Source organism: Alteromonas sp. AMM-1 (assembly GCF_047290655.1).
GTDB lineage: Bacteria > Pseudomonadota > Gammaproteobacteria > Enterobacterales > Alteromonadaceae > Alteromonas > Alteromonas mangrovi.
Map to the genome: position 1 here is coordinate 1 of NZ_JBLBUE010000005.1, position 21,360 is coordinate 21,360.

Below are 21,360 nucleotides of genomic sequence, written 5' to 3' on the forward strand. Positions count from 1 at the left end.
AAAGTGGAGAGCAGACTTGGTCTATAGAGTACGTAAGGCGCGTTGATGAAGCCCAAAACAAACTGGTTATTGGCACCGAAACAGCGTTCTCTGTTCAGGGTTATAGCCTTGATCTTCATGCATACTATGCGTACGTTAGTGAGGGGTTTGGCTTCAGGGCTGAGCTTACTGAAGATTACCTTGGCACTGGGCACGGTGGTTCTGTAGTGATTAGTGGCAATCTCAATATTGGAGGATTAGACTGGTTCTCCCGTGTTGATGTGGTAGGTAACACTAAGCGATTGTTATTAGGGATAAAAAGGAAGTTCTGACATGACGCTGTGTGAAGCAGGAAATTTACTAACGTTAACTTTAGTGATTGGTTTGAGTAGTCCGTTACAGGCAGCTGACAACAATGACAACGCCTGTGGATTTAATGAAACTGCGCGCAGGCTGGCTGCATTAATTATGCAGGATACGCAACAACAACGTTCACACATTACTTGTCACCCGTTATTAGCACAAGCGGCTGAAGACAAAGCCCGTACCATGGCTGATTACGGTATGGTAAGACATAATTTAGGCGGCAGCCCTAACGGCAGACTCAGGGAAATAGGTTTTCCTATCCCTCATTACTATAGCGGTGTAATGGGTAATCAAGTTGAGGCGATTGCGGGAGGCTATTCAACGGCAGAGTCTGTGTGGGATGCGTTTAAACACTCCACAAGCCATCGACAACATTTGTTGGGAGAGCTGGATTTTTATCGCGAGCAGCAGTATATCGGCGTGGGTTTTTACAAAGACAAGAGTACGCCACACGTTGAATACTGGACGGTTTATTTAACGGAGGCGGCAAGTGATTCCGCTGTCCCGGCGTTTGAATACATACCCAATAAAGGGGTGTTTTTTGTCGAAGAGCCCGAAATTGCCGTACAGGTGTTTGATACGTCAACGACAGAAAATTAAGTAGAGATCTGTAACAACGGTCCCGTATACAGCTTTTATACGGGACGCTGTTTTCAGACACGCAGACTTACTTCGCAGTAATTTGCGAAATCAGCTGGCCAGTATACTCACCTGCAGTAATGTAACGGTTAATGCTGGCAACGTTCTCACCATATTGTTCAACAAACTCAACAATTGGCATGTCGTTGCACTGTACATTACTTGCCACATAGTTACGTGTCAGACCGGCATCTTTAATGGCTTTATGCAGCTTCATTTTGTTACCTTCAGCAGCCACAACACAGATATCACTGGTTACCGCACTGTCAGCAGCAACCAATTGTGTTTCCGCTTGTGCTAAGCCCATACCAGCAACACTAACACCAACAATCATCAATACTTTTGCAATAGCTTTCATCGTTTTTTCCTTTAGTTCCATTTAACGGGGAGAGTCCACTAAGCTAGAGCAACCACAGTGCCAACTTTTATTTTATTTAATTAACAACAAGTTACATCAAATAAAGGAATTATTGGCATTGAGCAAAAACAAACCAAAACTAAATACTGGTTAATTTGACCAATATTTAGCATAAATAATCTTAAGCTAACTCTAAGAACTGAAATGTGACAGGGTTTCAAAAAATGGGCATGTTCGAAGGCAAAAAAAAGGCCCACATTAGGTGGGCCAAACAGCAAGAACGCGTACACACTTTCAACAGTGCATACTTAGTATGGTCGCAAGGTGCAAATAGATCAAAAAATAATTTTATTTTTTTTAATTATTAAAAAAATATTATTTATATTAATAAAATTAATAATTTAGAAATTTGGGCGGTAATTATTCGATATGAAGGGGTTACGAAACTCACTCGACTTCGCCCTGAATAATTTTCAGCAGCTCAGCAGCGGCCAGCGCGTCGTCCAATGCCCTATGGTGATTGTCGAGCCGAATCCCGAAATGTTCCGTTAATGCTTTTAACGAATAAGAAGGCAATCCGGATCTATGCTGACGCATTCTCGCGCAAGTACACAATTTGGGGCGTCTGAATGAACGCTCCAGCCTGGCGAATTCCTGCTTGATAAAACCATAGTCAAAATTCACATTATGCGCCACAAACACACAACCATGAGTAAAGGCATCAATATCATCTGCTACAGCGTCAAAGGTGGGCGCATCCGCTACCATATCGTCGCTGATCCCGGTTAGCTGAGTGATCCGGTAGGGAATGTGCCGACCCGGATTAATCAAACTTTGCCAACGCGCCACTTCCAAACCATTAACAATCTTAACCATGCCCACTTCGGTAATTCTATGCTGTGGCGCTTGCCCACCGGTGGTTTCGATATCCACAACCACATAGGGTTGCATAGGATCCTGATACCAGTTCACCTGGGTGATATTGACGTTAAACCCGGCTTGCTTTAAGCGTTGAATGGTAACCAGCTGATTACGCCGTAACTGATCACCCGGCGCTTTAATTTCTTCAAATCGCAGTACGCCGTCTTCGATCACCATGATATCGGGAAACCCATCCCGCAAGTTGGCATAATCCTGTGTCATCAGGCGCAAGAACATGGCGAGTTTAGACACCTCGGTAAACTGCAAAAAGCGTTGAATAGTATCCAGTAAACCCTGCCGCCACATGAACACACTATTTACTTTGCCGTAATGAGTGGTGGCTTGTTTAAGCAGATACTGATTCAGTTTTTTCACATCCTTACAATACGTCTCCAGGTGTAAGTCAATTTGATCGCCAAAGCGGGCATAAAAGTCATTGTGCCTTAACACCTGTGGCCGACGATCAAATTCGCTTATCACCCCAAACTCACCATGTAACCAATCCCAAAAAACCAGACCAAACAGCGTTCGCCACAACGTATTTTCAGTGCGAAAAGCCTGTGCCTGTTTCTTTTGGTATGAGTCAATTACACCATTTTCCACGTCCTGAATGTACGACTCATCCAAGGAGATAGACTGGGTAGCATCCCGCAGCATATCAGTCAGTACCGACGTGCGTTTACTGCCAAACTTGCGTTGATAAAAATCTTCAGCAAAGGCCAGTAACGTATCAGAAGACGGATCATCGATAATGCGCTCAAGGGCAGCTTGCGCGGCTGCTTTGTCGCCCGTTTTGTAGGTTTCCCGGATCCATTTTTCCCGGGCATTATCGCTGCCCGCCTGATACAGATACGCCAGCGCTTTAGATGCATCTTTACTGAGCCAGAACTGCCCTAATGCATACAGCAACCTGTCGCGATAATCATGGCCAATCGCACAGAATACGGGCTTGTCTGTATGCGGGCTGAAAGCTTGTTTTTGCGCTTCATCAAATAACGAAAATTGCCTTAACGCATTAGCGTAATAAAATGCATTCAACGCCGCTTCCCGATGTTCAAAACGCGCCGAGTCGGCTATCGCGTCCTGGCGGGTTCGCATTACCCCCAGGTCACGCATCGAGAACTGATTAAGGCGCCCTCTGGAGTGACCGAAATACAAAAACAATAAATACCGCAAAACCTGATCAAACTCACAATACAAATACTGAGTTGCCAGGTCTCCGGTTTCAACAATATGGCCATTTAAATACGCATCTGAAAATGTGTCCACCAACACATTTTTGGGTGCTGAGGCCGGCACCTTATACCCATTTAACAACAGCAAATGCAGTAGATCGCTCTTTGTCATGACCTGTGTGATGTCGTGCACGCTGGCTGTTAACACATCGCCAAACCAGCCGGTGCTTTTCAGGCTGAACAGGGCGTCAAAAGGGGCGTGTATTTCGTCGTAACCAAAGGTTTTTACCACTACTACAGCGTATTTTCGGTTGGCTGCCCGGGCAACAATACACTGTGCGTTGTCATCAAGTGCGCGAAAGCGCTCTATAAACGCCTGCGCATCATCGCTTAACAACACCTTATTGGCGCCATCAAAGAAGCTCAGGAATTCATAAAAATGATCCAGGTAATATCGCTCTGGCAGTGTTTTACGCATGATTGAGTCCGCTAACCACATGACATGTATAAATATACAGCAGTTTATTCATTGCGACAAACCTTCACTTTTTGACGGCCTACCCAGGCAAAATATTCTGATAACGCTGGATCACTGAGTAATAACGACAATGTATGGCGCTGCTTTGCCAATTCGCTCTCGCTGTAAAACCGGTGAATACCATTGTGGCATTGCCTGCAAATCATTACACCACTTGCCAGTGCTTCTTTACTGTAATGTTTTTTAAAGTGAGCGCGGCGGTGCATCTTTCGCGGGATAAGATGATGAAAGGTTAGATAGGTCATTCTGCCGCAGCAGGCACAAAGACCTGTTTTCTGATTCTTCAATTTCAAGCAATCCAACTTCTCTGTTCTGACGTACAAACCACACATCAACGCGATAACAGGCCACCAATGAGTTTAACCAACGCCACCACCTTTGAATGCCCCTATTGCATGACAATCAACGATTTGGAAGTTGACGAAGTATATGACATCGACCAAACCCAGATAGTGGACTGCCAGATCTGCTGCCAACCCATAGTGGTTACCGTTACCCAAAACGACGGCGAGATTTATGTGCACGCTGACGTAGAAAATGAATAACCCATTTCACCCAGGAACCTGTTTTTGTGACTCATTTATTCGACACTGATGCAATAGACAACATGCCACAGCGCTTTCGTGCCAATTTTATTAACAGCTTGTCCGGCTATAAAAGTGCAAATCTGATCGGCACGTGTGATGCAAATCGCCACACTAACCTGGCCATCGTCTCCTCGGTGTTCCATGTCGGTGCCAATCCGCCCCTCATGGGTATGCTAATGCGACCACATTCCGTCACCCGCGATACGCTATCCAACATTAAGGAGCAGGGCGTTTATACAATTAATGCCGTGCCGGTTTCGATGTTTGAAAAGGCACATCAAACCTCAGCCAGATATACGCCCCAGCAGAGTGAATTCGATCACTGTGGTTTTACACCGTGTTGGCATGGTGATTTTACAGCGCCGTTTGTGGCAGAAAGTCCGATGCGGGTAGCGCTGCGAGTTGAAGATATTCAGCGACTGGATGCCAACAATACCGAACTGGTTATCGGCCGAATTGAGCAGGTATGGGTAGACAACAACGCCGTTGAGGACGATGGCACGGTAGATATTAGTCAGCTATCATTAACCTGTGTAAGTGGTCTCGATACTTATAACAAGGTGATACCTATCGCCAAAATGGCTTATGCCAAGCCCGACAAAATGCCCACCCCGATTAAATTATTTAATTCAGATCAATAGTTGGCAGTTTTGTTATTGGTAGATCCAAAAAAGGCGCGTATAAGTATAAACAGTTAAAATACATTGATGAACTTGTCGGTGTTTAACACTCTCTAAAGACCTGCCCATGGCAGGTTTTGTTGTTTTAGGCACCGGATAAAAAAGAATCATTCTCGTTTACATGCTGGAGTAAGTTTTTATGAAATCTGTCAACCGTCGCGACTTTCTTAAACTGTCAGGCACGACTCTGATTGGAATGACATTAGGTGGCGTTGCATTGCGTGCAAACGCTCAGGAACATTTGAGTGAAGATGACGCCACTGCCAAGGCGCTAAAGTACGTGAGTAAATCCGCTGTTGATGGTGCACAATGCGGCAACTGCATGTACGTACAAGGTGATGCAGCCGCTGAATGGCGTCCATGTGCAATATTCCCCGGCAAACAAGTTAACGCTAATGGCTGGTGCAGTGCCTGGGTGAAAAAGCCTGGTTAATCACTGGTCAACACAACAAAAAGCGGCACTTTACGTTGCCGCTTTTTTGTTATTTAACAGCCCCTATTTGTAAGGCTCGGCTGCCTTATTCAGTGACGGCGCATCAAAACGGGTTGTGTAAAAAACCGGGATGATACGAGAAGGCAGGATTGCCTGTACGGATTTCCCAACTGCCAGCACCCTGGCATCATCCCACTGCCCACCAATAATGCTCAATCCCACTGGCAAATCCCGAACAGCGCCCATTGGCAATGTGAGATGAGGGTAGCCAGCAATGGCCGCCATATAACCGATGCCAACATAACCGTTCGGTGCGTTGTCACCGTACACTGCATCAATTAAAAACGCTGGATTATTTGAAGGCGCAATCAATACGTCTACATTATTCCGGGTAAGTAACGCATCAATTCCATTCTCGCGTGTCGCCGCTCTTACCGTTTTCAATGCCCCGGCATAGTTGTCGTCATTCATGCCTTGGGTATTGTCAGACAGCAAAAAAATAGATTGATCGAACAACGCCATTTCGCGCACAGACGTGTTATTAAAGCCAATTAGCTCTGACAAATTAGACACTGGCAACGACGCTGGGCTCTGCAACAAATACTGATTCAATGCGGTTTTAAACTCTGCCAGCAGTACAAAGTAAGACTGTTTCCAAAAATCATCAGGTTGGGTGTGTTCGCTTATCTCAACTACGGTTGCACCAGCAGCATTAAGTGCAGTAACCGTTTTATCGAACAACTGAATGATATCGGCGTCTTCCCCCTGCCGCCACCGAACCACGCCAACGCGAAGATCGGCGAGACTAATAGCAGATTGAGCGAGTGTGTTGCTATCGGGACGGTTGGTATACGTGGTTACCGGATCTGCAGGGTCTACACCTGCCATCACCGACACCATTAATGCTGCGTCTTCCACACTACGTACCATGGGCCCGGCAGTATCCTGTGTAGGCGAAATAGGCACAATGTGAGAGCGCGACACCAGGCCAACGGTAGGCTTAAAGCCCACAATGCCATTCATTGAAGAAGGACAAATAATAGAACCATTGGTTTCGGTGCCCACTGCCAGCGAAGCGAGTCCTGCGGCAATGGCTACCCCTGATCCAGACGAAGAGCCACAGGCAGTGCGATTCAGCATATGAGGATTACGGGTTAAGCCGCCCACGGCACTCCAGCCACTTGATGACTTTTCAGAGCGAAAATTTGCCCACTCTGACAAATTCGTTTTACCTAAAATTACTGCACCGGCGTTGCGCAACTGGCTTACCAACGGCGAATCGCGATAAGTATGGTTATTGAGCAGCGCCAATGAGCCCGCTGTGGTAGGCAGTTCTTTCGACTCGATATTGTCTTTAAGCAATACCACCACACCATGTAACGGCCCTTTCAGCTCTCCCTTTGCGCGCATATCATCAAGCGCCTTAGCGTCTGCCAGCGCATGCGGGTTGAGCGACAATACACTGTTTAACATGGGGCCATTTTTATCCAGACGTTCAATGCGTGCCAGATACCCGCTAACGAGTGTTTCAGAGGTCAGCAAGCCGTTTTCCATTGCCACCAGTTGCTCAGTTGCCGTTGCGTCCAGCCATTTGGACTCCACTTGTATAGAACCCGGCGTAGCGCAGGACAAAAGCGCGAACGTAAACATAAACGTTAACGCAAAAATAATACCTTTGTGTTTCATGATGCTTCCTCGGTCTGCGTAAAATCATCATATACCATAAGAGCACAAGTGTATTGCGTGTTGGGGAGTATGCGCTTTACTGGTAAACTGGCGGAAATTTTGCACACGAGATCCTCATGCCCTGGCTACAACTTAAAATCGACACTTCAGCAAAACTGGCAGAACAAGTAGGGAATATGATGAGCGCGAACGGCGCTCAGGCAGTCACATTTGTAGACGCCAAAGACACGCCAATGTACGAGCCCAAGCCCGGAGAAGTGATGTTGTGGCCAGACACTCAGGTAGTTGGACTTTTTGAAGCTACCGACGACATGCCAACCATTATTAAAAACCTGGAAAAAGCACGTGTGCTGGGCAAAGGCTTTAAGTACAGCCTGGAACCACTGGAAGATAAAGACTGGGAACGCGAATGGATGGATAACTTCCACCCCATGCAGTTTGGCAACCGCCTTTGGATATGCCCAAGCTGGCGTGACGTTCCCGATCCCAACGCAGTTAACGTAATGCTGGATCCGGGCCTGGCATTTGGCACCGGTACTCATCCCACTACGGCCATGTGTTTGCGCTGGCTGGACGGTGTGGACGTAGCAGGCAAAACCGTTGTCGACTTTGGCTGCGGCTCAGGCATTCTGGCCATCGCCGCACTTAAGCTGGGTGCCAAAAACGTGATTGGTATTGATATCGACCCGCAAGCATTGCAGGCATCCATGGACAATGCTCAGCGCAATCAGGTAGAAGACCGTTTAGCGGTTTATCTGCCTGAAGACCAACCCACACTGCAAGCCGATGTGGTCATGGCAAACATACTTTCCGGCCCGCTCATTGAACTTCAGGACGTGATTACAAGCTACTGTAAACCCGGCGGTCTGTTGGTGCTTTCGGGCATTCTTGCTGAGCAAATTCCGCGCATTGAAGCCGCCTACGGGCGTGATTTTAATTTGCACGCAAGTGTAACAGATCAAGAATGGGCGCGGGTTTCAGGGCAACGCAAAGCATAATCTTTAAGATTCTGTAAATTAATTGCTAGCAGTTCGGTGTAATCCTGCTGTAACCCCTTTGCCACAAAATTGAAATCTTTTTGTCAAGACTAAGAACACAAATTTTGTGTGATTTTTAGCCTTTTCAAGCTCAAAGAAAACGCGTACACTTAGCGCCCCTTTCGGACAACTGGTTATTTTCTGCGCAAAGTTTGAGTGTTATTCATGCGAATTGGTCAGTACACGCTAGACAACAACTTAATGCTTGCGCCAATGGCTGGTGTCACAGACAGGCCGTTCAGGCAGCTGTGCCGCAGGCTGGGGGCGGGGCTCGCTGTATCAGAAATGCTCAGCAGTAATCCAAAAGTTTGGCACACCGCAAAGTCTATGCTTCGCATGGATCACAGTGGTGAAACAGGGGTACGCTCGGTGCAAATTGCAGGAGCGGACCCTGAGTTAATGGCCGACGCCGCCAGGCTCAATGTGGATAACGGTGCGCAAATCATCGACATCAACATGGGATGCCCGGCAAAAAAGGTGAACAAAAAACACGCTGGTTCGGCATTGTTACAGTACCCGGATTTAGTAGAGTCGATTGTTAAAGCCGTGGTTAACGCCGTGGATGTACCGGTTACGTTAAAAATACGGACCGGTTGGGACACAGATAATCGCAATGGGGTAGATATAGCCCGCATTGCACAGGAAAACGGCATACAATCGCTGGCCGTACATGGACGCACCAGAGCTTGTATGTATAAGGGTGAAGCCGAATACAGCACGATCCGCGCAATTAAGCAGGTTGTGTCAATTCCGGTTGTTGCCAATGGCGACATTACTTCACCGCAAAAAGCCAGGGACGTACTGGACTATACCGGGGCCGATGCATTGATGATTGGCCGTGGTGCACAAGGTAATCCATGGATTTTCAGAGAAATCGACCACTTTCTGAAAACCGGCGACCTCCTGGCACCGCCGTCGTTGCAGGAGCAACATGCGGTATTAAAGGAACACGTGGCAGCTGTTCATGATTTTTATGGTGATGAACAAGGTGTCCGTATCGCCCGCAAACACGTGGGGTGGTATTTATCGGAACACGATAAGGAACGTCAATTCCGTCAAACGTTTAATGCACTGGAGCTGGCCTGTGAACAGCTTAGTGCGGTAGACGACTATTTTAACGCGCTGCAAACTGGTGAGAGCCGACAGATCTCCCCGGCAGCTTAAGACTGATTAACAAAAGAGCAAGAAAGTATTATGTTCGATCAAAATGTAACTTCTCCTTTTACTACTACAGTAACAACGCCATCGCAAACTCAGGCACAAAAACCACTGCGTGATTCAGTAAAGCAAGCGGTTAACAAATACCTGAAGCAACTGGACAACACCAATATCGACAACCTGTACGAATTGGTATTGGCGGAAGTCGAAGCTCCATTACTGGAAGAAGTTATGACTTTCACCCGCGGCAACCAAACTCGCGCTGCCATCATGATGGGTATTAACCGTGGTACACTGCGCAAAAAATTAAAGCAGTACGGTATGAACTAAGACTGCACTGGGCTTAGCCCACTTAAGAGCACCTTCCGGTGCTCTTTTTGTTTTCACGCAGTAGGCCAAAGTCCTGGCGGTTTGCAACACTTACTGCGTTACATACAAGGATAGATGTCAGGCAACAGAACAACCCTTTTGATTAACCTCCGTCGAAGCAAGATACCACTATGGATACACCAAAACCGATTAAACGCGCACTGTTAAGTGTGTCAGACAAGACCGGCATTGTTGAGTTCGCCAAAGCCCTTCACGATGCAGGCGTAGAACTGTTGTCTACTGGCGGCACTGCCAAACTGCTGGCCGAGCAGGGCCTGCCTGTTATTGAAGTATCAAATTACACCGGTCACCCGGAAATTATGGACGGACGCGTGAAAACCCTTCACCCGAAAATCCACGGTGGTATTCTGGCGCGTCGCGGCACCGACGAAGCAGTAATGGCCGAAAACAACATCGGTCCTATCGACCTGGTTGCGGTTAACCTGTATCCGTTTGCTGCCACCGTTGCTAAAGAAGACTGCACACTGGAAGACGCCATTGAAAACATCGATATCGGCGGTCCAACTATGGTGCGCGCAGCCGCGAAAAACCACAAAGACGTCACCATTGTGGTTAACGCTGGAGACTACGCCCGCGTATTAGCCGAAATGGCAGGTAACGCAGGCTCACTCACTTACAACACCCGTTTCGACTTGGCGATTAAAGCCTTTGAACACACCGCTGAGTACGACGGCATGATCGCCAACTACTTTGGTGCACGTCTGGAATCAAGCGATTGCGCAGATGACTGCGGTCACGATCACAGCGAATTCCCTCGTACTTACAACGTACAAATGACCAAAAAGCAAGACCTGCGTTATGGCGAAAACAGCCACCAGTCTGCGGCGTTTTACGTTGAAAACAACATTCAGGAAGCCTCCGTTGCTACTGCTATTCAATTAAACGGTAAGGAACTGTCGTTCAACAATATCGCCGACACTGACGCTGCACTTGAGTGCGTGAAAGAGTTCGTTGAACCGGCCTGTGTTATTGTGAAGCACGCCAACCCTTGTGGTGTGGCGCTGGGTGAAAACATCCTGGAAGCTTACGATCGCGCATTCAAAACCGACCCAACCTCTGCGTTTGGCGGCATTATCGCCTTTAACCGCGAACTGGATGCCACTACTGCACAAGCCATTATCGACCGTCAGTTTGTTGAAGTGATCATTGCGCCAAGCGTAACTGAACAAGCGGTTGACATTGTCGCAACCAAAAAGAACGTGCGTCTGCTTGTGTGCGGCGACTGGCAGGGTCAGCTTACCGACGGCTACGACTTTAAACGCGTTAACGGCGGCTTACTGATTCAGGAACGCGACTTCGGCATGGTCGACATGGAAGACCTGCAGGTTGTGACTAAAGTACAGCCTACCGAAGCACAACTGCGCGACCTGATGTTCTGCTGGAAAGTAGCAAAATACGTTAAATCTAACGCCATCGTTTACTGCAAAGACAGCATGACCATTGGCGTGGGCGCGGGCCAGATGAGCCGTGTTTACTCTGCTAAAATTGCCGGTATTAAAGCGGCCGATGAAGGCCTGGAAGTAGCCGGTTCTGTTATGGCGTCTGACGCTTTCTTCCCGTTCCGCGACGGTATTGATGCCGCAGCAGCAGCGGGCATTAAGGCCGTTATTCAGCCAGGCGGCTCAATGCGTGACGAAGAAGTCATTGCCGCAGCCGACGAGCACGGCATTGCAATGGTATTTACCGGAATGCGTCATTTCCGCCACTAGGCGATGATTTGCGTTAGCCTGACATCACGAATGTTAATATTCTGTGTTAGGCTAACGGCACAATCACGACAGAAAGGAAATCCCATGCGTAAATCAGCGTTGTTGTTACTTGCAAGTTTGTTGTCAGTTCCTGTATTTAATGCACAGGCAGATGCCATTGCCGATGCGGCTGCCAGCGAGCACCGCTCAGCCCAGGCTAAATTGCGTGACGAATACCGTCACCCTCAGCAAACTCTGCGTTTCTTTGACATTCAGCCCTCCATGACGGTTGTTGAAATCAGCCCGGGTGGCGGCTGGTACACCGATATCCTTGCCCCGCTGTTAAAAGACGAAGGCAAGTTGGTGGCCGCTCACTTCTTTGTAGAGGAAGGCAGTCCGGATTACTACCAGCGCTCACTGGCGGCGTTTAAAGAAAAAATGGCGAATCATCCGCCTTACAGCAACATTGAACTGACCGCATTTCACCCGGTTAAAGCATTAACGGTAGCGAAAGTGGCCTCAGCCGATCGCGTGCTGACATTCAGAAACGTACACAACTGGTATATGGCCGACAAAGACAGCGGCGTACTCAATGCCATGACTGCATTTTACAACGCACTGAAACCTGGTGGCATGTTAGGCGTGGTGGATCACCGCTTACCAGAGACTGCCAGCGATGACACCATGGAGTCTTCGGGCTACATGAAGCAGTCGTACGTGATCAAAATGGCCGAAAAAGCCGGTTTTAAACTGGTAGCCAGCAGCGAAGTAAATGCTAACCCACTTGATACAGCGGACCACCCCAAAGGCGTATGGACGTTACCCCCGTCGTTGCGCTTGGGTGAAGAAAACCAGGCCCATTATATGGCCATTGGTGAAAGTGACCGCATGACCCTGAAATTTGTTAAACCTGATTAACTAACGGAATCTACTCAATGAAGGTACTTGTGATTGGCGGCGGTGGCCGCGAACATGCGTTAGCCTGGAAAGCGTCTCAATCTGCTGGTGTAACCGATGTCTATGTGGCACCGGGCAACGCTGGCACAGCCATTGAAGACAACCTCACTAACGTGGATATCTCTGCCACTGACGTAAGTGCTTTGGTCGCGTTTGCCAAAGAAAACCAAATCGATTTAACCATTGTAGGCCCAGAAGCGCCATTGGTTATTGGTGTGGTTGATGCGTTCCAGGCCGAAGGCCTGACTATCTTTGGTCCAAGCAAAGGCGCCGCTCAGCTGGAAGGCTCAAAAGCGTTTACCAAAGACTTCCTTGCCCGTCACAATATTCCTACGGCTGAGTACCAGAACTTCACCGAAATCGAGCCGGCTTTAGCTTATGTTCGTGAAAAAGGCGCACCGATTGTGGTGAAAGCCGACGGCCTGGCTGCTGGCAAAGGCGTTATTGTAGCAATGACACTGCAAGAAGCCGAAGACGCTATTCGCGACATGCTGGCTGGCAACGCCTTTGGTGAGGCGGGCAGCCGTGTCGTTATCGAAGAATTTCTGGACGGTGAAGAAGCCTCGTTTATTGTGATGGTAGACGGTAAAGACGTAGCGGCATTTGCTACCAGTCAGGATCACAAGCGTGCCGGAGATGGTGATTCAGGCCCCAATACCGGTGGTATGGGTGCGTATTCACCTGCACCGGTAGTGACACCTGAAATCCACCAGCGCGTAATGGACGAAGTGATTAACCCTACCGTTGCTGGCATGGCCGCAGAAGGCTATCCCTACGTGGGCTTTTTGTACGCCGGCCTGATGATCATGGAAGACGGCACGCCCAAAGTGATTGAGTACAACTGCCGCTTTGGCGATCCAGAAACTCAGCCCATTATGCTGCGTTTGCAATCTGATTTGGTTGCGCTGTGCCTGAAAGCCTGTAAAGGCGAATTGGCCGGTACGCACATCGACTTCGACCCACGTGCTTCTGTTGGCGTGGTGTTGGCAGCAGGCGGTTACCCGGGTGATTATGCCAAAGGCAAAGTGATCCGTGGTCTGGAAGACGCCGCTAAGCTGGACGGAAAAGTATTCCACGCGGGTACTGCGCTGAACGGCGACGACGTGGTTACCAGCGGCGGACGTGTATTGTGTGCCACTGCGTTAGGGAACACAGTTACCGAAGCTCAGCAACAAGCCTATGTGTTAACCAAGGCTATTGACTGGGAAGACGTATACTACCGCAACGACATTGCTTACCGCGCGATTGCTCGCGAAAACAGCTAATAACCTGTATACGCCAGCCCCGTTTTTTGCAGGGCTGGCGACTTTTTTATCTCGCCAGAATGCGTTGTGTATGACGGCATTCACAACTAACGTTACTACTATTACCTCTCCTGATGGAACTTTACCGCAGAGGTTAGTACTAATTACTGTATTTCTCATTGGCACGGATTGCTGAACGCAGAACTGAATTTTCAGCTTTTCTGGTCATTCATATTAATCAAGGAATGGTTATGCAATTGAAACCGCTATTACTTAGCAGTGCTTTACTCCTCTCTTTTCCCGCATTTGCCGCACAAAACGAAGTGACGTTTGGCATAGGCGATTTACAGGATTACACCTCGCCGTTTATTGGACTGGAATACAAGCGCTATTTCAGCGATGTGTCTGCTGAAAATCAGCCGCACCTGATTTCGCCCTACCTGAACAAAATCAACAGCGCCTACGGCCGCTATTTCACTACGGATGTGTATGATTTCTATCAGGTTGGCGGCGAGTGGTTTATTGATGACCGCTGGGTGGTGAATACCCATTTTCGGTATGTAGACTACAGCAGAACAGCCACCACAACTTATGCCACCGCCGACATTGATGTGGGCTATTTTTTATCCTCAAATTGGCAGGTTGGGGCTGGTAGCTATTATCAGTATCAGGAATCCAGGCCGTTTTATTACAACGGCGAAACCTACACCAATGACCGAACGTTCTCGCGCAATCGAAACAGCATTAAAGCATTTACCCGATACACCAATGTGACCAACGGCAGCGGTTGGGATATGGGTGCCGAAGTGATTTTCACCAGTTCGCTTCGCGCAACGCTGGATGCACGCTATTTCTTTAATCCCGATGTTAGCCTCAACCTCACCTACCTGATAGAAGAAAATGACGAAGACTATCTATACGACGAAGGTGACATTGCAGAAATTACACTGGATTACTGGTTCACTCGCCACTTTTCTTTGCAGGTTGGTGCTGGTGCCCGCATAGGGGGCGATGAAGATGGCCTGGCTACCGTAACACTCACAACCAGTTATCGTTTTTAATCGATGACGCCGGCAGGCTCTCCAATGCTCGCGAGCCTGCCAGAATACGCCACCGACCGGTCACATGTGTTTACGCTGGCTCAACGGGCTTCCTGCGAAAGCGATTCACCATATTCCCGGTTAACGCCCAAACCATTACGCCAGACCAGGCAATAAGAGAAAAGCCCGCAGGCACACAAGCCATGAGTATTAATTTAAATTGCTTGCGGTTGAACAGCAGTGCCACCAGTGCAGGCAAAAACCAGGTGAAAACAACCAATGCTCCCACCACGGTTAGCGTTAAGGGATCGGCCGTTGTAAATAGTTGTGCAAAAGCGTCCATGTATCTGTCCTTTAAAAAATGTGTTCAGATATACAGTCCCGGCTTATCCGAAAAGATTACAAAGACAGCTAAAAAATTAATACACATCAAGGTTTACATCCTGATGACTTGCCATGTTGTTGCTTCCAGCGCTAAGGTAATAGCACATTGAGGAAGCACTATGTCACAGCAATCATTTCAGGCACGCCTGTACCACATTTTAGAACCCGCTCAAAAAGGTGATAAATCCAGTCGCGTGTTCGACCTGCTGCTGATTGCCCTTATCTTGCTAAATGCGTTTGCGGCCATGATGTCTACGGTTGAGCCATTTCATCAACGATGGGCTGTACCGCTTTATTGGTTTGAAGTGTTTTCAGTGGTGGTATTCACGGTAGAATACCTTTGCAGAGTAATAAGTTGCGTGCATGCGCCGCAAACACGTGTTTTCCGGCAAGCCCCCTACATGAAGCCCTGGCAACAACGTATTCGCTACCTGTTCACGCCCATGGCACTAATCGATTTGCTGGCCATCCTGCCGTTTTACCTCAGTATGTTGTTTGTGATTGATCTTCGCATTCTGCGTTTGCTGCGCTTAACCCGTTTAATCAAGCTGGGACGCTACTCCCACTCAGTAAACTTGTTACTCACCGTCATCCGCAAAGAAGCCAGAGTGTTGTTTGCTGCCGTGTCGGTATTAATTATTGTGATGGTGCTGTCTGCTACGGGTATGTATTACATTGAACAACATGCTCAGCCCAGCGCTTTTGGCAGTATACCGGCAGCATTGTGGTGGGCCATTAACACGCTCACCACTGTCGGCTATGGTGATGTAACGCCTGTTACACCGCTGGGTAAACTATTTTCAGGCGTGATCACTATTCTAGGCGTGGGCATCTTCGCTCTTCCGGCGGGTATTCTTGCCGCCAGATTGTCGGAACTTAGCCGGGTTCGTCGCGATACTTTTCGCAAGCACGTACTGGAAGTGATGGAAGATGGCAGCCTTACGCCGCACGAACTCGGGCGGTTAAACCAATTACGCGAAGCATTGGATTTAGACGATGAACAAGCCAATTTGCTGATCGATCTAGCAGTAGAAAACACCAGGCAGTTAGCGGGCTCACAAGGTATGAACTTCTGCCCTCACTGTGGTAACTCGCTTGTTTCACACCCGGTATCAAAAGTGGATGACGCTTGATTATTCTGTCCGCTCAGCATATAACTAGAGTCTGGTTTTCTCGCGCTGAGACAGCACCCCGACGTTTTCCTCTCGGTTACCGTGCGTCCACTAAATAAAGAATTGTCATGTCGGTTAAACATCCCATTATAGCGATTACAGGTTCTTCTGGTGCGGGTACTACCACCACCACGAATGCCATTCGACACATTTTTCGCAATCTAAGCATTGATGCAGCCTATGTGGGTGGCGATAGCTTCCATCGCTTTACCCGCCCGGAAATGGAAGTCGAAATTCGCAAAGCCCAGGAGCAAGGTCGTCACATTAGCTATTTTGGCCCCAAAGCCAACGACTTTGCCTTGTTAGAAACGTTATTCCAGCAATACGGCGAAGACGGCACGGGTAAATTCCGTCAGTACTTGCATACTTTTGACGATGCGGTGCCTTTCAATCAAATGCCCGGTACCTTTACGCCCTGGCAGGAATTGCCATCCAGCACTGATTTGTTGTTCTATGAAGGGTTACACGGCGGCGTCAAAACCGAAGATATTGATGTGGCCAAGCATGTGGACTTACTGGTTGGCATGGTGCCCATTGTAAATCTGGAGTGGATTCAGAAGATTGTGCGCGACACCACCGATCGCGGGCATTCCCGTGAAGCGGTGATGAGTAGTATCGTGCGCGGTCTGGACGACTACTTCCACTATATCACGCCACAGTTTTCGCGTACTCACGTGAATTTCCAGCGCGTGCCTACTGTAGATACCTCAAACCCATTCAGTGCGCGGGAAATCCCCACTCAGGATGAGAGCTTTGTAGTGGTGCGTTTTCGACGCGAAATGAAAAACGTAAACTTCCCGTATTTACTGCAAATGATCGACGGTGCGTTTATGTCGCGTATTAATACGCTGGTAGTGCCGGGTGGAAAAATGGGTCTGGCAATGGAGCTGATTTTAACCCCGCTGATTGAAGATTTAATGAAGCGTAAAACCAAACGGGGCTATCAAATGGACTGGGTTCAGTAACCCACCGACACAGCATTTAACATACTGATAACAAATAAGTTCTTAAGTACTAAGACCAAAGTCGCGCATTCGCGCAAAGAATACCAGTTATACCCAAAAACACGTTCAAATGAGCGTGTTTTCGCTTTACTCATGCGCGCGAATTCTTACAATACAGCCACTGTTCTAGTGGTGAATTCGTTATGCTCGACACTGTCCTTCTCCTCCTTGCTGCCCTGGCCCTTTTGGGTGTGATGTTCGAAGAAGTTTTACACATCAACAAAGCCAAGATTACGCTGTTTTTCGGTACACTGGCGTGGATGTTGTTGTTTATGACCTCCGGCAGCGCTGAACAAACCGAGCGTATTAACGAAGGGTTGCTGCATAACATCACAGAAATCTCTACCCTGTGGCTGTTTTTGGTTGCTGCCATGACCTTTGTGGCCTACCTCAACCGTAAAGGCCTGATAGCCAACCTGTTAAACCTGGTGATGCCCAGCAAAATATCGCTCAAAAAGCTGATGTTTATTACCGCGCTGTTCAGCTTTTGCTTTTCATCGCTTGCCGACAACATTACGGCAACACTGGTATCGATAGCCATGGTGCTATCGCTGGGATTGCCATTCAATCAAACGATGCGCTTCGCTGTGTTAGTGGTATTTGCCGTAAACTCCGGCGGAGTGTCGTTGATCACCGGTGACGTAACTACGCTGATGATTTTTATGCAGCACAAGGTAACCATTACTCAGTTGTTCTGGCTTTTATTACCGTCGTTCACTGCGGTTATGTTGCTGGCAACCATGTTAAGTACAGGCATGTCAGGCGTGGTGAAAATTCGTAAAACCCACCACGACACTAACCCAATCGACTACGTGATTGGTGGAATCTTTTTAGCCACTATCCTGTTTACCCTGATCCTTAACGTACTCTTTGCTATTCCACCCATGCTGAGTTTCCTGGCGGGCATGGCTATTATGTTTTTGGTTGCCAATTCCATGGGCGATAAGGACGATCAGGATCCTATTCTCGACTACATCCGCTACATCGAATTCGACACTCTGCTGTTCTTCCTGGGCGTATTGCTACTGGTGGGCATGCTTGAGCATATCGGTGCATTGCACTCGCTGGTTTATCTTTACGAGATGTTTCCGCCATCCGTTGCCAATTTCATAATGGGCGCCGTATCCGCGCTGATCGACAACGTTCCGCTAACCGCTGCTTTGCTGAAAGCAGATATCACCATGACCGTAAGCGAATGGATGCTACTTACCTATGCCGTAGGTGTTGGTGGTTCACTGCTGGTCATTGGTTCGGCAGCGGGGATTGTGGCGATGAGTAAAGTACAGGGCCTGAGCTTTGCGCGCTACGGCAAATACTTTTTGCTACTGTTGATTGCCTATACCGTGGGATATGCCCTGGTATACGGCGTTTCAACTTATGTCATGCCCATAGCCTGACACGCTTTGTAACAATCCGCCGAAGGCTGAAACATCTGAGCACTTTTGTCTTTGCCCACTTAGGGTTATAGTTGCAAAGAGTACTTATGCAACTGGGGCCGGCAATGGGTCAGGAAACGTCAAAAATATTGGTTGTCGACGACGACATGCGTTTACGCAGTCTGTTGGAACGCTATTTAGTAGAACAGGGATTTCAGGTTCGCACGGCGGCCAATTCCGAGCAAATGGATCGCCTGTTAGAGCGTGAAAACTTCCACCTGATGGTACTGGATCTCATGCTGCCAGGCGAAGATGGCTTGTCGATTTGCCGACGCTTACGTCAGGCCGAAAGCAAAATGCCCATCATCATGCTGACCGCCAAAGGCGACGAAGTAGACCGCATAATCGGCCTTGAAATGGGTGCCGATGACTACCTGCCAAAACCGTTTAATCCACGCGAGTTACTGGCAAGAGCGCGCGCAGTGTTACGCCGTCAAACTGTAGAAGCGCCCGGCGCACCGTCGATGGAAGAACAAATTGTGGTATTTGGAGATTACCGGTTAAACCTGGCTACCCGGGAAATGACCGCCAGCGGCAAACCATTATCGTTAACCAGCGGTGAATTTGCTGTTTTGAAATCGCTGGTAACGCACCCTCGGGAGCCTTTGTCGCGCGATAAGCTTATGAACCTGGCACGTGGCCGCGATTACAGCGCGCTTGAACGCAGCATAGATGTACAGGTGTCACGCCTGCGCCGCATGCTGGAAAAAGATCCCGCCAGCCCTCGCTACATTCAAACTGTGTGGGGTCTGGGCTACGTGTTTGTGCCCGACGGCGAAGCGGTATAAGCAGTAATCTGTGAGACTACTCCCTAAAAGTGCCTTTGGGCAAACGGTTATGTTGATAGGCGTGCTACTGCTTATCAACCAGGTAGTCTCATACCTGTCGGTAACGCTTTATTTTATTCGCCCCAGTTATGAGCAAATTAACAGCCTGATCGCCACTCAGGCTGCTACACTCAAAGTCCAGCGTGACTGGATAGACGATCCGAATTTTTCAGACGCGTTAACCACCAGCACCGGCATTGCGTTTTTCAGCCAGGAAGCCGCCCAGAAAAACGAGTTAAACCAGGCCACTTTTTATAAATTCATGTCGGATCAGGTAAGTCAACAACTCGGCGAAAAGGCCGAGGTTCGCATTAGCGCGCCATTACTTACCGAGCAAGACACCCCTTATTACGTATGGCTTAACATTGAAACCTTGCCTGACATGTGGATCCGCATGCCGGTGTATGGGCTAAGCGATGCCAATATCTTCCCGCTTACCCTGTATTTACTGCTGATTGGTATTTTGAGCGTAGGCGGCGGCTGGCTATTTGTGCTGCGCTTGAACCGCCCGCTTAGCGCCCTGCAGCGCGCTGCGATTAAAGTAGGCCGCGGGCAGTTTCCTCCGCCACTAGCGGAAGAAGGCAGTAGTGAAATGATTCAGGTTACCCGCGCATTCAACCGTATGAATCAGGGTATCAAGCAGTTAGAACACGATCGCATGGTCATGACGGCCGGTATTTCCCACGATTTGCGCACCCCACTCACGCGTATTCGCCTGGCAACAGAAATGCTGCCAGACGATCAGGAATGGATAAAAGAAGGCATTGTCAGCGACATTGAAGACATGAACGCCATTATTGATCAATTTATTGAATATGCCCGTCAGGAGCAGCAGGAAAAGCAAGAGAACCTGAACCTGAATGCGCTTATTAACGAACTGGTGCACAATCGCCAGTCCAATGCATCGAGCCAGGCCGACGGACAGGAAGCCAGGCACATACATACCGAACTCAATCCCTTGCCGCCAATACCACTGCGTAAAGTGGCCGTAAAGCGCGTAATCGAAAACCTTATCGAGAACGCCTTTCGCTACGGCAGCAATAAAATTGAAATAACCAGCTACTTCGATGAAAAACAGCATCGCGTGGTCTGCGCCGTTCGCGACTTCGGACAGGGTATTCCGGAAGACAACCTGGAAGCCATGTTCAGACCCTTTTCTCAGGGCGATACCGCCCGAGGCTCAGGTGGCTCTGGGCTTGGCTTGGCAATCACCAAGCGCATTATTGAAATGCACGGTGGCCAGGTTAGCTTAAGAAACCATCCACACGTAGGGTTAATAGCCGAATTCTGGCTGCCCAGTGAAGGTTTGTAGGCAGGATTCAGTTTCCCTACTCACCATTGCTAACGCCTGCAATCTTTCCAATGTAATTTGCCTCCCGGGCTTCAAATGCGTTTGGTGGCTAACGTTGTGCAAACGAACAATGTTTGTTAAGGCAAACAATTTCACATGAATCAGAACTATTTTGTTTGCCAAAGTAAACAAAATCATTCAAAACATAAAGCCAGTGTTTTCTGGGGCGCTGCGCTCACTCTGCTTTTCATAAGTAATCCCTTTCATACTGAACAAACATCACAAGTCAGGCGTGCCGGATCAGTTTGACGCAAATAAACGCCAGTTCATTTTATGTTAGGCAAATTATTGGCCGGAGCTTGCATTGGGA

At 48.5% G+C, this 21,360-nt stretch carries 21 protein-coding genes and 1 pseudogene; 17 read left to right on the top strand and 5 right to left on the bottom strand.

Annotation, left to right across the window (positions count from 1 at the left end):
• Together ACLR2L_RS01930 and ACLR2L_RS01935 are read left to right on the top strand one after the other, a co-directional pair.
• Positions 1 to 311, top strand: a pseudogene (locus ACLR2L_RS01930) (hypothetical protein); the annotation flags it as partial.
• Between the two features lies 1 nt (position 312).
• A complete protein-coding gene (locus ACLR2L_RS01935; protein WP_413365222.1) occupies positions 313 to 945 on the top strand; it encodes a CAP domain-containing protein in 633 nt (210 codons plus the stop codon).
• A 67-nt stretch (positions 946 to 1,012) separates the two neighbouring features.
• Here the strand turns inward: ACLR2L_RS01935 and ACLR2L_RS01940 are convergent, their stop codons facing one another.
• From ACLR2L_RS01940 to ACLR2L_RS01950, 3 genes are all read right to left on the bottom strand, one after another.
• Entirely contained in the window at positions 1,013 to 1,342 is a 330-nt protein-coding gene (locus ACLR2L_RS01940; RefSeq protein ID WP_181405105.1) for a DUF3718 domain-containing protein, read from the bottom strand.
• 447 nt (positions 1,343 to 1,789) lie between these two features.
• Positions 1,790 to 3,916: an exonuclease domain-containing protein gene (locus ACLR2L_RS01945; RefSeq protein ID WP_413365224.1), complete on the bottom strand. Its 2,127-nt coding sequence runs from the start codon at positions 3,914 to 3,916 to the stop codon at positions 1,790 to 1,792.
• Between the two features lie 44 nt (positions 3,917 to 3,960).
• A complete protein-coding gene (locus tag ACLR2L_RS01950) occupies positions 3,961 to 4,221 on the bottom strand; it encodes a hypothetical protein (RefSeq protein ID WP_181405106.1) in 261 nt (86 codons plus the stop codon).
• A gap of 108 nt (positions 4,222 to 4,329) precedes the next feature.
• On the opposite strand from ACLR2L_RS01950, the gene ACLR2L_RS01955 reads away from it, so the two are divergent.
• The 3 genes from ACLR2L_RS01955 to ACLR2L_RS01965 all read left to right on the top strand — a co-directional run bounded on the left by ACLR2L_RS01955 (position 4,330) and on the right by ACLR2L_RS01965 (position 5,676).
• Positions 4,330 to 4,521, top strand: a complete 192-nt coding sequence (locus ACLR2L_RS01955) for a CPXCG motif-containing cysteine-rich protein (RefSeq protein WP_140957796.1) — start codon at positions 4,330 to 4,332, stop codon at positions 4,519 to 4,521.
• A 26-nt stretch (positions 4,522 to 4,547) separates the two neighbouring features.
• On the top strand, positions 4,548 to 5,204 hold the full coding sequence (locus ACLR2L_RS01960) for a flavin reductase family protein (RefSeq protein ID WP_413365227.1): 657 nt from the start codon (positions 4,548 to 4,550) through the stop codon (positions 5,202 to 5,204).
• A gap of 178 nt (positions 5,205 to 5,382) precedes the next feature.
• Positions 5,383 to 5,676 (top strand): high-potential iron-sulfur protein, encoded by a 294-nt coding sequence (locus ACLR2L_RS01965; protein WP_140957797.1) that lies wholly within the window; start codon positions 5,383 to 5,385, stop codon positions 5,674 to 5,676.
• A 63-nt stretch (positions 5,677 to 5,739) separates the two neighbouring features.
• Here the strand turns inward: ACLR2L_RS01965 and ACLR2L_RS01970 are convergent, their stop codons facing one another.
• Positions 5,740 to 7,362, bottom strand: coding sequence for an amidase (locus ACLR2L_RS01970; RefSeq protein WP_413365230.1), 1,623 nt, complete (start codon positions 7,360 to 7,362; stop codon positions 5,740 to 5,742).
• Between the two features lie 116 nt (positions 7,363 to 7,478).
• On the opposite strand from ACLR2L_RS01970, the gene prmA reads away from it, so the two are divergent.
• The 7 genes from prmA to ACLR2L_RS02005 all read left to right on the top strand — a co-directional run bounded on the left by prmA (position 7,479) and on the right by ACLR2L_RS02005 (position 14,897).
• Positions 7,479 to 8,360 carry a 50S ribosomal protein L11 methyltransferase gene (prmA, locus tag ACLR2L_RS01975; RefSeq protein ID WP_413365232.1) on the top strand — a complete coding sequence of 294 codons (882 nt, stop codon included), beginning with the start codon at positions 7,479 to 7,481 and terminating at the stop codon, positions 8,358 to 8,360.
• 204 nt (positions 8,361 to 8,564) lie between these two features.
• Entirely contained in the window at positions 8,565 to 9,563 is a 999-nt protein-coding gene (dusB, locus tag ACLR2L_RS01980; RefSeq protein ID WP_140957799.1) for a tRNA dihydrouridine synthase DusB, read from the top strand.
• 30 nt (positions 9,564 to 9,593) lie between these two features.
• Positions 9,594 to 9,887 carry a DNA-binding transcriptional regulator Fis gene (fis, locus tag ACLR2L_RS01985; RefSeq protein ID WP_073317897.1) on the top strand — a complete coding sequence of 98 codons (294 nt, stop codon included), beginning with the start codon at positions 9,594 to 9,596 and terminating at the stop codon, positions 9,885 to 9,887.
• A 170-nt stretch (positions 9,888 to 10,057) separates the two neighbouring features.
• Positions 10,058 to 11,656: a bifunctional phosphoribosylaminoimidazolecarboxamide formyltransferase/IMP cyclohydrolase gene (gene purH, locus ACLR2L_RS01990; RefSeq protein WP_413365235.1), complete on the top strand. Its 1,599-nt coding sequence runs from the start codon at positions 10,058 to 10,060 to the stop codon at positions 11,654 to 11,656.
• Between the two features lie 84 nt (positions 11,657 to 11,740).
• Positions 11,741 to 12,553, top strand: coding sequence for a class I SAM-dependent methyltransferase (locus tag ACLR2L_RS01995; protein ID WP_413365237.1), 813 nt, complete (start codon positions 11,741 to 11,743; stop codon positions 12,551 to 12,553).
• A 17-nt stretch (positions 12,554 to 12,570) separates the two neighbouring features.
• Positions 12,571 to 13,857, top strand: a complete 1,287-nt coding sequence (gene purD / locus ACLR2L_RS02000) for a phosphoribosylamine--glycine ligase (protein WP_140957802.1) — start codon at positions 12,571 to 12,573, stop codon at positions 13,855 to 13,857.
• 230 nt (positions 13,858 to 14,087) lie between these two features.
• Entirely contained in the window at positions 14,088 to 14,897 is an 810-nt protein-coding gene (locus ACLR2L_RS02005) for a hypothetical protein (protein ID WP_413365239.1), read from the top strand.
• A gap of 70 nt (positions 14,898 to 14,967) precedes the next feature.
• On the opposite strand, the gene ACLR2L_RS02010 is transcribed toward ACLR2L_RS02005, so the two are convergent.
• Positions 14,968 to 15,219 carry a superinfection immunity protein gene (locus tag ACLR2L_RS02010; RefSeq protein WP_413365242.1) on the bottom strand — a complete coding sequence of 84 codons (252 nt, stop codon included), beginning with the start codon at positions 15,217 to 15,219 and terminating at the stop codon, positions 14,968 to 14,970.
• A gap of 160 nt (positions 15,220 to 15,379) precedes the next feature.
• Here ACLR2L_RS02010 and ACLR2L_RS02015 point away from each other — a divergent pair, with 160 nt between their 5' ends.
• The 5 genes from ACLR2L_RS02015 to envZ all read left to right on the top strand — a co-directional run bounded on the left by ACLR2L_RS02015 (position 15,380) and on the right by envZ (position 21,011).
• Positions 15,380 to 16,393: a potassium channel family protein gene (locus ACLR2L_RS02015; protein ID WP_413365244.1), complete on the top strand. Its 1,014-nt coding sequence runs from the start codon at positions 15,380 to 15,382 to the stop codon at positions 16,391 to 16,393.
• 107 nt (positions 16,394 to 16,500) lie between these two features.
• Positions 16,501 to 17,397, top strand: a complete 897-nt coding sequence (locus tag ACLR2L_RS02020) for a phosphoribulokinase (RefSeq protein WP_413365247.1) — start codon at positions 16,501 to 16,503, stop codon at positions 17,395 to 17,397.
• 182 nt (positions 17,398 to 17,579) lie between these two features.
• Positions 17,580 to 18,833 (top strand): sodium:proton antiporter NhaD, encoded by a 1,254-nt coding sequence (gene nhaD / locus ACLR2L_RS02025; protein WP_413365249.1) that lies wholly within the window; start codon positions 17,580 to 17,582, stop codon positions 18,831 to 18,833.
• Between the two features lie 86 nt (positions 18,834 to 18,919).
• Entirely contained in the window at positions 18,920 to 19,660 is a 741-nt protein-coding gene (gene ompR / locus ACLR2L_RS02030) for a two-component system response regulator OmpR (RefSeq protein ID WP_413365252.1), read from the top strand.
• 10 nt (positions 19,661 to 19,670) lie between these two features.
• Positions 19,671 to 21,011 carry a two-component system sensor histidine kinase EnvZ gene (gene envZ / locus ACLR2L_RS02035; RefSeq protein WP_413365256.1) on the top strand — a complete coding sequence of 447 codons (1,341 nt, stop codon included), beginning with the start codon at positions 19,671 to 19,673 and terminating at the stop codon, positions 21,009 to 21,011.
• Positions 21,012 to 21,360: the final 349 nt, after the last annotated feature.